This is a genomic window from Prescottella sp. D32 (genome assembly GCF_037287305.1).
In the GTDB taxonomy this organism is placed as follows: domain Bacteria; phylum Actinomycetota; class Actinomycetes; order Mycobacteriales; family Mycobacteriaceae; genus Prescottella; species Prescottella equi.
Genome location: NZ_JARBSW010000003.1, coordinates 151,162 through 163,086, shown reverse-complemented (window position 1 = coordinate 163,086; position 11,925 = coordinate 151,162). Strand labels below are relative to the sequence as shown.

The following is an 11,925-nucleotide window of genomic DNA, read 5'->3' as shown; positions in this document are numbered from 1 at the left end:
ACAGCTCGGGAGTGGGTCGTGTCGGACGATAGTGCCATCGCAGTAGGCGACGTGTCGGTGACCGCTGCGCTGCTGAGGGCGGCCCGAGTGGCAGCGCAGGCGACGGACGACGCATTCGCCGCGGACAAGCTCACCGTCGACCACTACCTGGTGCTGGACACGCTGGCGGCCCGTCCGGGAGCGACGATGGCGGAGCTGCGTGTCGATACACGGATCCCGGCACCGACTCTCACCCGTGTCGTGGATCGGCTCGTGTCGATCGCCGCTGTCTACCGTGAGGTCGACCCCGACGACCGGCGCAAAGTGCGTGTCCATCCGAGTCCGCGGGGACGGCAGTTGCACGCCCGCTTGTCGCTGACGGTGCGCGACGTCGAGGAGCAATGGCTCGGGGAGCTACCCGCTCCGGAATCTGCCGATCTGGTCCGGGCGCTGGCAGGTTTGGTGCGACTGGGCCCCTGACGGTTCGGGAGCAGGTGCGGCGAGGCTTCGAGGGGCTACGACGTCCTGCGGCCACTGAGCCGGTGGCCGTGGAGGTCTCTCCGCGGCCCACAGCACGCTCCGGTTGGCGAGTCACGTATCCGTTCGCGGCGCGCCTTGTGGCTACGTCGAGCGAAGCGCTGCCGCCGCACGAACGCTCACGGCTCCGGATGCGGCTGTGGGTCCGAACCGTTCGTACACGGTACGAGAGCGGTCGAACACTGATCGCCTCCATCAAGGGAGAGGGGTGAGTATCCAGTGCTGACAAAGATCTTGACGCGAGCTGCGGTGGTCTGCTCGACCGTCGCCGTCGCCGTCGCCGTCGCCGTCGCCGTGGTCGCGGGCGGAGCGGACGGGACAGCGGCGGCGTAAACGACCTCGGCGGCTCCGTGGCAGCCCGCCAAGACGTCGACCCCAGCGAGCGGTCCTCGAACGCGACGTCCGATTTCCGCTGGCCCGATCGACCGCGTCCACCGCATGCTGGTGTGGTGATCAGCGACGAGGCCAGGTACGAGGCGGTGTGCAGTCGTGATGCGCGGTTCGACGGCGACTTCTTCTTCGCGGTGGCCACCACCGGTATCTACTGTCGGCCGAGTTGTCCGGCGACCACCCCCAAACGTGTGAACGTCCGCTTCTTCCCCACCGCGGCCGCTGCACAGGGCGCCGGATTCCGCGCCTGTCGCCGCTGCCGCCCCGACGCCGTCCCCGGTTCGGTGGCGTGGGACGTCAGGGCCGACCTGGTCGGGCGCGCCATGCGCCTGATCGCCGACGGCGTCGTCGACCGGGAGGGCGTCTCGGGGCTCGCTTACCGACTCGGGTACAGCGCTCGCCAGGTTCAGCGCCAACTGAACGCCGAGGTCGGGGCGGGCCCGACGGCGCTGGCGCGGGCCCAGCGCGCGCACACGGCACGGGTCCTGCTCCAGACCACGTCCATGCCGGTGACCGATGTCGCGTTCGCGGCCGGGTTCGCCAGCGTGCGGCAGTTCAACGACACCATCCGTGAGATCTACGCGGCCAACCCCACCGGGCTGCGCGCCGCCCGTCCCCGGACCCCCACCCGGTTCGGTGACGTAGGCGCCCCCGGCACGGCGGCGGGTATCCCACTGCGCCTGCCTTTCCGCGGGCACTATTCGGCCGCAGCGACTTTCGACGTCCTCGCCGCCGATCTGGTACCGGGCGTCGAGGAGATGACCGGTGTCCGTCCCACCCGCCGCTACCGTCGCACGTTGCGCCTTCCCCGCGGTGTCGGGATCGCCGAGGTCGGGGAGGACGGCGGCGACGGGTGGCTGCCCTGCCACCTGTGCCTGCAGGACCTGCGCGACCTCACGACCGCGACGCAACGCGTCCGGCGCCTGTTCGACCTCGACGCAGATCCCGACGCGGTGGCCGAGCGGCTGGGTTCGGACCGGGCGCTCGCCGACGCCGTGGCGGCCCGACCCGGTCTGCGTTCTCCGGGAACCGTCGACCCGGAGGAATTCGCGCTCCGCGCGGTCGCCGGCCGGGCCGGCGCCCTCCTGGCGCGGCGCTATGGGCAGCCGCTGGTCACTGCCCGCGGTGGCCTGACCCACCTGTTCCCCCGAGCCGAGGATCTGGCCGACCGTTCGTTCGAGGGACTGTCCGATCCCCTCCGGCGGACGCTTCGAGGGCTCGCTCGGAGGCTGGCCTCGGGCGCGGTCACACTCGACCCGGGCGTCGACCGCGCCGCCGCGGAGAAGGCCCTCGGCGACGTTCCCGGCCTCCCGCCGGGCACTGCCGCCCACATCCGGATGCGGGGCCTGGGCGACCCCGACGTCCTGTCGACCGAGGATCCCGCCGTCCGGGCGGCAATGGACCGGTTCGGCATCGATGCGGTGGATGTCGATCGCTGGCGGCCGTGGCGGACCTACGCCGGACTCCACCTCGTCGCGGCTTGTCGCGACGCGGGGGTCGGACGTAGCGCCGAATAGCTGGGCGCAGTCAGAGTTCGCGCCAGCTGCCGTCGGCCATGTCGTGCCCGTGCGCGGCCATGAGCATCAGGCCGCCGTCCACCGGGATCGAGCGGCCGGTGAGATACGACGCGCGCGGCGACGCGAGAAAGGCGACGACGGCGGCGATCTCGTCGACGTGCCCCGGGCGCCCGGTCGGATTGCCGGGACGGTCCTCGCGGAAAGCGTCGGGTTCGTCCATACCGGTCATCGGGGTGGCGATCTCGCCGGGAGCGACGGCGTTGACGGTGATGTCGTACCGGGCGAGTTCGAGTGCGAGGCACTGGGTCAGCATTCCCAGGCCGGCCTTGGCCGTGCAGTAGGCGGCCGCGCCCAGGCGTGGTACGTGCTCGTGGACGCTGGTGATATTGACGATCCGTCCACCCCTGCCCGTTTCGACCATCCGGCGCGCGGCCCGTTGCGCGCACAGGAACGGGCCGTCGAGATCGGTGGCGAGCATCTCCCGCCACCGGGCGTAGGTCAGGTCGAGCGCCCGGTCCCGGTGACCGGCGCCGGCATTGTTCACCAACACCCCCAATCCACCGAGCTGTTCGGCGAGGTGATCGACGGTGTCGCCGGTATCCGGACTCGTCAGATCCTGGCGGGCGACGTAGCAGCGTCGTCCGCGTTGCTCGACGGCGGCGCGAGTGTCCGCAGCCCCGGCCTCGTCGGTGTGGAACGTGATGCCGACGTCGTACCCGTCGGAGGCGAGGAGTTGCGCGGTTGCCCTGCCCATGCCGGAGTCTGCACCGGTCACGATGGCGAGTCGGTCGTGTGTGGGGACGGTCATGCTCGCCGTGTACCCATCGAGCGCGAGCGGCACACTGGTGAGATGAGGCTCCTGCTGCTGGCCGACACCCACGTCCCGGCCCGAGCGCGGTCGCTGCCGCCCGCGGTGTGGGACGAGGTCGATCGCGCCGACGTCGTCGTCCATGCGGGCGACTGGGTCGACGTCGGGTTGCTCGATCAGCTCGAGGGAAGGGCTCGGCGGCTGGTCGCCTGCTGGGGCAACAACGACGGTCCCGCACTGCGGGAACGGCTTCCGGAGATCGCGCGGGTGACGCTCGAAGGGGTGCGTCTCGCGGTGGTCCACGAGACGGGAGCAGCGGCGGGAAGGGAGAAGCGGGCGGAGGCGGCGTACCCCGACACCGACGTGCTCGTGTTCGGGCACTCGCACATCCCGTGGGACACGACAGCCCCGGGCGGACTGCGTCTGCTCAACCCGGGGTCACCGACGGATCGGCGCCGGCAGCCGCATTGCACGTACATGACGGCGACGGCCCTGGGCGGGGTGTTGAACGAGGTGGAGTTGCATCGCCTTCCCGTGCGGTCCGTCGGCTCGCCCGGCCGCTGAGCGCCTGCGCAGTCGGGCAGTTCCGTCGCCGAGATGTCGAGACGGCGCGGATCGGGAATGCCCCGACCGTCAGGGACACGATCGTTCGCCGGCGGCAACCGCCCCGAGGGTGGTCAACTTGTCGGATGGACCTCGAGGACCTGTGGACGCCGGTTTCTCCCCGCACGTTGCGTGAGGTCGTCGACCGCCTGTGCGAGGCGGGGCACGTGGTTGCCGACGCACCCGTGGACGACCGGCGGGTGATCACCGGAGTGTGTCAGGACTCCCGGCGTGTCCGCCCGGGTGACCTCTACGCTGCACTGCCGGGACGTCGGCACCACGGTGCGGATTTCGCCTCGGAGGCAACCGCGCGCGGCGCTGTCGCGATGCTGAGCGACCGGCCGTCGGACATCGTGCCGACGGTCGTCGTCGACGATCCACGCGTGGCACTGGGACCGCTCGCGGCATGGGCGTACGGAAATCCGTCGACCGCCTTCGACCTGTACGGCGTGACAGGGACGAACGGCAAGACCAGCACCGTCTACCTGCTCGAGGCCGCTCTCGTGGCGGCGGGTCTCCGGACGGGGGTGGTCACCGGTGTCACGGTGCGGGGACCCGGCACGGTCCGGCCCGCGACGCGGACCACGCCGGAAGCGTGTGAGCTGCAGCAGAGCTTCGTCGAGTTCGTCGAGGAAGGAGTGGACGCGGTCGCGATGGAGGTGTCGAGCCACGGACTGGCCGAACACCGGATCGACGGATCCCGTTTCGACGTCGGAGTCTTCACCAACCTCGCGCGTGACCACCTCGACTACCACCCCGACATGGAGGCCTACTACGCAGCAAAGGCACGTCTGTTCGAACGCGACCTCTGCGAACGCGCGGCCGTCTGCATCGACGACGACTACGGCCGCCGGCTCGCGGCCGAGGTCGCGGTTCCACACCTGACGTTCTCGGCACGCGATCCCGGTGCCGACGTGTACGCGACGACGGTGCGGGCACAACGGTGGGGGAGCACGTTCACTCTGCACCACCGGGGCGAACGGGTACCGGTTCGGTTGCGGGTCCTCGGCGGGCACCAGGTGGACAATGCTGTCGCGGCCCTCGCTGCGCTGTCCGTCCGAGGAATCGACCTCGGCGCTGCCGTGGCCGGGATCGAGGCACTCGACGCGATCCCCGGGCGGCTCGAGCGTGTGGACGTCGGGCAACCGTTCCTCGCGTTGGTCGACTACGTGCACAACACCGCCGGTCAGCATCGGCTGTTCCCCTATCTGCGTTCGGTGACGCCCGGGCGGATCGTGGTTGTGCTGGGCGCCACCGGCGAGCGTGATCCCGGCAAGCGCGCTCCGCTCGGATTCACCGCTGCGCGATACGCGGAGGTGGTCGTCGTGACGGACGAGAGCGCCTTCTCCGACGACGCCGCCGATCTCCGCGACGCCGTTGCGGCGGGAGCGCGCCGGGCCGGGACGGCAGAGGTGGTGGTGATCCCGGATCGCGGGGAGGCGATCGCGGTAGCCGTGGACCTGGCCGGTGCCGGGGACACCGTGCTCCTCGCGGGACGCGGGCACGACCCGGCACTCGTCGACGACGGCGTGGCGACCGCGTTCGACGATCGGGCCGCGCTGCGCAACGCCCTGCTGACGCGGGCCTACTAGCCCTGCACCCCGGGTTCTCGTACCCCGAGCGCGCGCAGAATGAACGGCACGGTGCGTGCGACGGCGGAATCCGTTCTTCCTCCCGCGACCAGTCCCGGGCGCTGGGATTCCAGACACGCCATGATCAACTGGCGCGTGGCTGCCGGATCGGCGTCCGCGAACACTCCACCGTCGATACCGTCCCGCAGCAGATCCTCGAACAGCTCCGCGAGTGGTTCCAGGTGCGTGAAGAAGACGTGGCGATCCTCGGGTGCGAGCATCGACGCGACGGAGGCGGCGACACCGCGCTGCAGGGAGAATTCGATGAGGACCAGCTTGACGAGGACCTGCAAGCGGTCGACGGGGTCGGTGCGGTCCGCGAGTTCGCGCGCGGCCAACGCCATGAATCGCGTCATCTCACGTTCGGACCAGGCCAGCAACAGTGTGGTCCGGTCGGGGAAGTAGTTGTACACCGCGGTGCGCGCCACTCCCGCCCGTTCCGCGATCGTCTGCAGTTTGAGGTCCTGCCAAGGTCTTTGGTGCAGTTCGACGGCGAACGCGTCGAGCATTGCGTCACGCGTCGCAGCCTTGTGCTCGGCCAGCGTGGTCCCACCCGTCAGTTTGGGCATCGGCGGTGTTCCTCGTTCGTGGTCGGGGCGTCGTGGCCGAACAGTTCGGCCACGACCCACGGGTCACCCTGCCACGCCGCCAGCCGATCGAGGACGAGGACGGTCGACACGCGCTCGAGGGCCGCGGCGACGGCCTCGATCTGGATCTCCGACAGGCTGCTGCGCCGCGCCAGGCGCTCGAGCTCCACCGCGACCGTTCGTCTCGTTCTGAGCCGAACCGCGCCGACGACGTCCGCCGGTCCGCTCACGCGCGAGCCCTCCGCCACAGATCGGCGGTGGCACGGACCGTCGCGACCGCGAGCGCCAGGACCACGAGCACATTCACGAGATAGAGATCGCTCACGACTGCGAGTCGGGCGGCATGGCCGTACAGCATCGGCGGGAACATCGCGGCGACGAACAATCCCAGCGACAGACCCGTCACGCGGTCTCCGGCGCGCGCGAGCGGAACGGACAGTACCTGGACGATGGCGGCGAACTGGGCCGCGTAGCCCAGATTCAGCAGGAGCGCGGAATCGGCCGAATTCTGCCAGCCGACAGCCAGTTGCGCCGAAGCGAGAATCACCGCGGACGCGGCGGCGCCGGCCAGGGCCGACAACGCCACCTGCCGGCGCCGCGGTAGCCGGATCCCGTCGGTATGAACGTGTACATCGATCGTCGGCACCGAGTCGACCCTTCTTTATGACGACAAGTCGTCACAAAAACTAGCAGGACGCCTTTCGTGTCGTCCCGCACGGCCCGTGATCGCCCGTCGGGTGGTCTCCTGCCTAGCAGCCCTGCAGGGTGAAGTCTGCGACCGTCTCGACCACATCGAAGATCGAGTGCCGTCGCCGGAAAGCCGAAAGCTGCCGTCGAGCACCGTTTCCCGCTGCCACCCGACGCCGGAGCCCGTCTTCTGCGACGGCTCGCAACCCCTGGTGGTCGAGGGCGTCGCCCACACTGTCGATCATCCGCTCGAGCAGGACCGAGGCGGGAACGACGGTCACCGTCGCGGGGTCCACACCCACGCCGTCCAGCCCTTCGCGGGCGGCGCGCCAGTAGGCGGCGTCGAGCACGTGGCCGGGTACATCCGCGACGTCCGAGCCGGCTTCTGCGTCTCGCAGCGCCGTCACCACGAGCGCGCGCACGAGTACCGCGAGCAGCACCGACTCCTCGACGGTCGCCGGAACGTCGCTCACCCGCACTTCCACCGTCGGAAACCGTGCGGACGGCCGCACGTCCCAGTAGACCATTCCACGATCGAGGATGTTGCCGGTGTCGACCATCGCCGCGACGACGCGGTCGAACTCGTGCGCATCCCTGAACAGTGGGGGAGCGCCGGCGCTGGGCCAGCGTCGCCACATGACCGAACGCCAACTCGCACAACCGGTATCGACCCCGCTGTAGATCGGGGAGTTCGCAGTGAGAGCCAACAGCGATGGCAGCCAGGGGCGTAGGCGGTTGCCGACTGCGATCGCACAGTCCCGGTCCGGCACCGCCACGTGGATGTGGCAGCCGCACACGCCGTGCTGCCGCGCCAGGATCCCGAAGGCTCGCTCCATCGATCGGTAACGGTCGTCGTCGCTGACCTGGTGTTCGCGGGGGCCCACGAGAGGGACCGCGGAGGCGAGCAGTCGACAGCCGCATCGGGCCGCAGCCTGCGCGGCCGCGGAACGCAGCCGGGCCAGCTGCGTCGTCAGCTCCTCCGGCCCGGTGCACACCGGGGAGGTCGTCTCGATCTGACAGGCACCCAGTTCGCGTTGGAGCTCCACACCGGCGCGGTGAGCTTCGGCGACCACGGCGTCGTTGTCCATCCGCGGCCACGCGGTGACCGGGTCGACGAGGAGGAACTCTTCCTCGACCCCGACGGTGGGATTCCACCGCGACGGCATCGCACCCTCTCGCGTCGCTACGGACGGAAGACCGCGCGGACGCAGCCGTCCTGCTTCTTCTTGAACATCTCGTAGCCCCGGACCGCGTCCTCGAGCGGGAGGTCGTGGGTGGCGAGTACCGCGGGATCGAGTTCACCCCGCTGCACGTGCTCGAACAGCCTGGGGAGATAGCGCTGCCCGTGCTGCTGCGCGGAGCGGATCGTCAGACTCTTGTTGGTCACGGCGCCCATCGGGAACTTGTCGGTCACCCCGTAGACCCCGAGCACGGAGACCACTCCGCCCTTGCGGCAGGCGAGTACGGCCTGCCGCAGTGACGTCGCGCGGTCGGTCTCGAGTCGCAGCAGCTGCTTGGTGCGGTCGTAGAGTTCCTGCACTCCGGTACCGTGGCCCTCCATCCCGACGGCGTCGATGCACGCGTCGGGACCGCGTCCCCCGGTGCTCTCACGTAGTACCTCGCGCACGTTGCAGTCGGTGTAGTCCACGGTCTCGGCGTGGCACACGGTGCGTGCCATCTCGAGACGCTCCGGGAACCTGTCGATCACGATCACCCGGTCGGCGCCGAGCAGCAGCGCGCTCTTCGCAGCCATCAGACCCACTCCGCCGGCGCCCCAGACGGCGACCGTGTCACCGGCGGAGATGTCGCAGAAGTCGGCACCCATGTAGCCGGTCGGCACCGCATCGGAGAGGAACAAGGCCTGCTCGTCGGATACCCCGTCGGGCACCGGAAAGCAATTGGAGTCGGCGAACGGCACCCGGATGTACTCGGCGTGCGAGCCCTGGTAGCCCCCGAAGGGGTGGGTGTAGCCGTAGATCCCGCCGGTTGGGTAACCGAAAACCGGTTGCTGCAGATGGGCATTGGGGTTGGTGGTGTCGCACACCGACGGCAGGTCGTGGTCGCAGTACCAGCACGACCCGCAGCTGATGAACGAGGGCACCACCACCCGCGTCCCGGTCCGGATCCGGGTGACCTCCGGGCCGGTCTCGACCACCTCGCCCATGAACTCGTGGCCGAACACGTCGCCTTCTCGCATCCCCGGTAGGTAGCCGTCGATGAAATGCAGGTCGGACCCGCACGTCGTGGTCAGCCGTACCTCGACGATCGCGTCGTGAGGATTGACCAGACGCGGATCGTCGACGGTTTCCACGGCCAAGTCGTTGACGCCGTTCCAACACAGAGCGCGCACGGGACCTCCTCCGGTTGTCGATCACTGCCCACAGCGGCGGGCGCTGGGGTTGTCGCGCAGGGTGGGGACCTCCCCGGTCTGCAGCAGAGCGCGCGCCCGGTAGAGGACGGCGAACGCCGCGAGCGACGACAGGAACTCCAGTAGCGGGGTCCGGGCTCGCAGCGTGACCTCGGTGCCGAGCCCGTGGGGCGCGTCCCGGAAGCCCAGGACGAATCCGGGGGTCGGGCCGGTCGCGTCGCCCCCGGTCGTCGTGAACCGGAAGCCGTCCTCGTCCTCTCGTAGGGTCGCGCGCCACGACTCGGCGTCGTCGGGCGAACCGACCGGGCTCCAGACATACTCCCCGGCAACATCGCCCGCTCGGACTTCCGCGGCCTGGTCGAAGACCGCGGACAGCGATTGGGGGTCGCGCCAGAACTGTGTCACCTCGTCGCGGGGGCGGGCGATGGTGACCGACTGGGTGGCGTCCGACTTCGACACGTGGCCGACGGCCTCGCCCACCACCTGGCCCACCTTCTGCACGACGTTGTCCAGATAGTTCATGGGTCCTCCGAGGTGCTCAGCTGTCGTCCTCGTCCTTGTCGGACTGGCGCACGACGTCCGGCGCGTTCTCGCGGGTTGCCATTCCGCCGTCGCGACCGTGATCGGCCGGACCCGGGGGGTCGGCGTGGACGTCGTCCTTCGGTGCGGGGCGGTGGGTCTCGTCGGTCATCTCGAACCTTTCCGATCTGTGTGTAGTGGGTGCCCGGCTCCGCTGTGGCTCAAACGAAGTCCAGCGGATTCGCCGCTCAGTGCTCTTTCACCACCCGGAACTTCTCCAGCGAGGTGTCGGAGGCGTCCGGGATGTTCATGCCCGCAGCGACGCCGCTGCGGAGGTAGTCGATCACCGCTCGGTCGAGACGCTCGCCCGGCACCACCGCGGGGATGCCCGGGGGATACGGCGTGATCTGTTCGGCGGCGATCCTGCCGTCGGCGTCGCCGGCATCCACCATCTCGATGTCTCCGAAGAAGGCGTCCCGTGGGGAGAACACCGACTCGAGTTGGAGTTCGTCGAAAAGAAGGCCTGGTCCGCGCCGACCGCCTCTGCCATCAGCTTCTCGGCATTCGACAGACAGCCCGCCGACGACAGGCGATCGTCGAGGCCTCCGGACGCCAGGACGTCCGCGCGAAACGGCTCGTCGCCCAACACCTCGCGGACCCGCACGTCGGCGCCGCGGCCCTGGCGGTGCCCGGGCGGCGAGAAGCCGTAACGGTCCAATCGGTGGTACTCCTGCAAGGCCTCCAGCAGAGGCGCCCGTGACTGGTCCATGACCCTCACGTACCCCGTCGGTCGGAAACGCAATCCGACGCACTCAGACCCCGCGTGGCGGGCCCTTCGAGGACCCGGCCGTCCGCGGCGAACCGGGAGCCGTGCAGCGGACAGTCCCAGCTGCGTTCGCTGTCGTTCCACCGGACGATGCCCCCGAGATGGGGACACACCGCCGACACCCGGTGGGTCCGCCCGTCGACCGTGCACACGGCTCGAGGAACCGGAACCCCGGGTTGGACCCTGCCCTTGCCCTCCGCAGGCGACGACGAGCGGAATCCGACGACGGGCCCCACCCATCCCTTCACCATCTCGACCGCCACGCCGGCGTTGAGTTCGAGAGTGGGCAGGGCGCTTCGGGGTGCGCGACTCAGTGCCCACGGGTCGAAGGACGCCGCCCACGCCGGCGGCTCGCCGTCGATTCGCGCGGCGATCACGGCCGCGGCGGCGACGGCGTTCGTCATACCCCACTTGTCGTACCCGCTGGCGATCAGGATCCGATCGTCGGTGGGGAGCAATCCGCCGACCACCGGCAACTGGTCGGCCGAGTGGTAGTCCTGGGCCGACCACGTATGGGTGACCTCCCCGCCGGGAAAGTGGCGACGGGTCCAGTCGATCAGATCCGCGACACGCGGCTGCGTCGCTCCGCCGCGACCGACGGTGTGCCCGTTGCCGCCGACGATCAGCAGATCGCCGTCCGGGGTGGGCGCGTAGCGTAGCGACCGCGTGGGGGAGTCGGTGGACAGGTACATCCCTCGGGGCGGCTGGTCCGTACCGGCGACCGCGATGCAGTACGACCGTTGCGGTTCGAGTCTGGCGAAGAAGGACCCGCGGTCGAGGACGGGTGTTCCGGTCGCGAGGACCACCCGGTCGGCCACGAGCTCGCCCCCACCGTCGTGGCGGACGGCGAGGCCGCCCGGCGTCCGCCCGACCGACCGCACGCGAGTGTTCTCGACGACGGGGACGCCACGCCCGCGCAGCTCGCGCACGAGCGCGGTCACGAGGTCGACGGGATCGAACTGCGCCTGATCGGCAAGCCCGATCGCGCCGGTCACCGGGAACGGCAACTCCGCCGCTTCGTCCCAACCGACGTCGAGGCCGGCTTCGGTTGCGGCATCGAACTCGGCGGCGAGCGCCGTCGCGCCCTCGGACGATGTGGCGTAGGTGTACGCCGTTTCCCTCTGCACCGGCACCTCGAAACTGCGGCACAGGTCCAGAAGCCGCCGTCGGCCGTCCCGGTTGGCCTCGACGTAGGCGCGTACGACGTCCGTGGGGTAACGCTCGGCGATCTGCGACAGCTTCGTGCCCTGCAGAAGCGAGATCTTCCCCGTCGTTCGACCTGTCGTCACCGAACCCGCACGGCGGCCCTCGAGGACGGCCACCGTGGCCCCCGCCCGGGAGAGTTCGAACGCGGTACACAATCCGGTCAATCCTGCACCGACCACCACCGTGTCGAACCGGCTGCCGTCCGGAAGGGGCGGACTCGATGCGGGGCGGGGGCGGTCGAGCCACAGCGAGGGGTCGTTCACGGGC

13 protein-coding genes and 2 pseudogenes are annotated in these 11,925 nt (G+C 70.0%); 4 read left to right on the top strand and 11 right to left on the bottom strand.

The window, feature by feature from the left end:
- The first annotated feature begins 18 nt into the window (after nucleotides 1-18).
- Together PSS76_RS15475 and PSS76_RS15470 are read left to right on the top strand one after the other, a co-directional pair.
- Complete coding sequence (locus PSS76_RS15475) at nucleotides 19-459, top strand: MarR family winged helix-turn-helix transcriptional regulator (protein WP_084985185.1); 441 nt, start codon at nucleotides 19-21, stop codon at nucleotides 457-459.
- Nucleotides 460-962: 503 nt separating this feature from the next.
- Nucleotides 963-2,423, top strand: a complete 1,461-nt coding sequence (locus PSS76_RS15470; protein WP_084968433.1) for a DNA-3-methyladenine glycosylase 2 family protein — start codon at nucleotides 963-965, stop codon at nucleotides 2,421-2,423.
- 10 nt (nucleotides 2,424-2,433) lie between these two features.
- On the opposite strand, the gene PSS76_RS15465 is transcribed toward PSS76_RS15470, so the two are convergent.
- Complete coding sequence (locus PSS76_RS15465; protein WP_044991149.1) at nucleotides 2,434-3,231, bottom strand: SDR family oxidoreductase; 798 nt, start codon at nucleotides 3,229-3,231, stop codon at nucleotides 2,434-2,436.
- Between the two features lie 42 nt (nucleotides 3,232-3,273).
- Between PSS76_RS15465 and PSS76_RS15460 the strand changes: the two genes are divergently transcribed.
- Both PSS76_RS15460 and PSS76_RS15455 read left to right on the top strand, forming a co-directional pair.
- A complete protein-coding gene (locus PSS76_RS15460) occupies nucleotides 3,274-3,795 on the top strand; it encodes a metallophosphoesterase family protein (RefSeq protein ID WP_022596366.1) in 522 nt (173 codons plus the stop codon).
- Nucleotides 3,796-3,920: 125 nt separating this feature from the next.
- Complete coding sequence (locus PSS76_RS15455; RefSeq protein ID WP_005512716.1) at nucleotides 3,921-5,426, top strand: Mur ligase family protein; 1,506 nt, start codon at nucleotides 3,921-3,923, stop codon at nucleotides 5,424-5,426.
- Here the strand turns inward: PSS76_RS15455 and PSS76_RS15450 are convergent.
- From PSS76_RS15450 to PSS76_RS15405, 10 genes and pseudogenes are all read right to left on the bottom strand, one after another.
- Nucleotides 5,423-6,034, bottom strand: a complete 612-nt coding sequence (locus PSS76_RS15450; protein ID WP_084847131.1) for a TetR/AcrR family transcriptional regulator — start codon at nucleotides 6,032-6,034, stop codon at nucleotides 5,423-5,425. The two genes, PSS76_RS15455 and PSS76_RS15450, sit on opposite strands and share 4 nt — an antisense overlap.
- Nucleotides 6,022-6,282, bottom strand: a complete 261-nt coding sequence (locus PSS76_RS15445) for a hypothetical protein (protein ID WP_013416258.1) — start codon at nucleotides 6,280-6,282, stop codon at nucleotides 6,022-6,024. Before PSS76_RS15445 ends, PSS76_RS15450 begins: the two co-directional genes overlap by 13 nt.
- Nucleotides 6,279-6,698: a hypothetical protein gene (locus tag PSS76_RS15440; protein WP_081181559.1), complete on the bottom strand. Its 420-nt coding sequence runs from the start codon at nucleotides 6,696-6,698 to the stop codon at nucleotides 6,279-6,281. Before PSS76_RS15440 ends, PSS76_RS15445 begins: the two co-directional genes overlap by 4 nt.
- A 103-nt stretch (nucleotides 6,699-6,801) precedes the next feature.
- On the bottom strand, nucleotides 6,802-7,905 hold the full coding sequence (locus tag PSS76_RS15435) for a carboxylate-amine ligase (protein ID WP_337456327.1): 1,104 nt from the start codon (nucleotides 7,903-7,905) through the stop codon (nucleotides 6,802-6,804).
- A 17-nt stretch (nucleotides 7,906-7,922) separates the two neighbouring features.
- Nucleotides 7,923-9,089: a zinc-dependent alcohol dehydrogenase gene (locus PSS76_RS15430; RefSeq protein ID WP_013416255.1), complete on the bottom strand. Its 1,167-nt coding sequence runs from the start codon at nucleotides 9,087-9,089 to the stop codon at nucleotides 7,923-7,925.
- A gap of 21 nt (nucleotides 9,090-9,110) precedes the next feature.
- A complete protein-coding gene (locus PSS76_RS15425; protein WP_337456326.1) occupies nucleotides 9,111-9,629 on the bottom strand; it encodes a hypothetical protein in 519 nt (172 codons plus the stop codon).
- A 16-nt stretch (nucleotides 9,630-9,645) separates the two neighbouring features.
- Nucleotides 9,646-9,798, bottom strand: a complete 153-nt coding sequence (locus tag PSS76_RS15420) for a hypothetical protein (protein ID WP_013416254.1) — start codon at nucleotides 9,796-9,798, stop codon at nucleotides 9,646-9,648.
- 76 nt (nucleotides 9,799-9,874) lie between these two features.
- Nucleotides 9,875-10,138: pseudogene (locus PSS76_RS15415) on the bottom strand (Orn/Lys/Arg family decarboxylase); the annotation flags it as partial.
- 41 nt (nucleotides 10,139-10,179) lie between these two features.
- Nucleotides 10,180-10,395, bottom strand: a pseudogene (locus PSS76_RS15410) (ornithine decarboxylase); the annotation flags it as partial.
- Between the two features lie 5 nt (nucleotides 10,396-10,400).
- The gene (locus PSS76_RS15405; protein WP_005512733.1) at nucleotides 10,401-11,921 is read right to left on the bottom strand and encodes an FAD-dependent oxidoreductase; all 1,521 of its coding nucleotides are present in this window, start codon (nucleotides 11,919-11,921) and stop codon (nucleotides 10,401-10,403) included.
- Between the last annotated feature and the right edge of the window lie 4 nt (nucleotides 11,922-11,925).

Coding starts and splice junctions, on each gene's coding strand:
- PSS76_RS15465 (WP_044991149.1), bottom strand. CDS start 3,231: ATGACCGTCCCCACACACGACCGACTCGCCATCGTGACCGGTGCAGAC.
- PSS76_RS15460 (WP_022596366.1), top strand. CDS start 3,274: ATGAGGCTCCTGCTGCTGGCCGACACCCACGTCCCGGCCCGAGCGCGG.
- PSS76_RS15455 (WP_005512716.1), top strand. CDS start 3,921: ATGGACCTCGAGGACCTGTGGACGCCGGTTTCTCCCCGCACGTTGCGT.
- PSS76_RS15450 (WP_084847131.1), bottom strand. CDS start 6,034: ATGCCCAAACTGACGGGTGGGACCACGCTGGCCGAGCACAAGGCTGCG.
- PSS76_RS15435 (WP_337456327.1), bottom strand. CDS start 7,905: ATGCCGTCGCGGTGGAATCCCACCGTCGGGGTCGAGGAAGAGTTCCTC.
- PSS76_RS15425 (WP_337456326.1), bottom strand. CDS start 9,629: ATGAACTATCTGGACAACGTCGTGCAGAAGGTGGGCCAGGTGGTGGGC.
- PSS76_RS15420 (WP_013416254.1), bottom strand. CDS start 9,798: ATGACCGACGAGACCCACCGCCCCGCACCGAAGGACGACGTCCACGCC.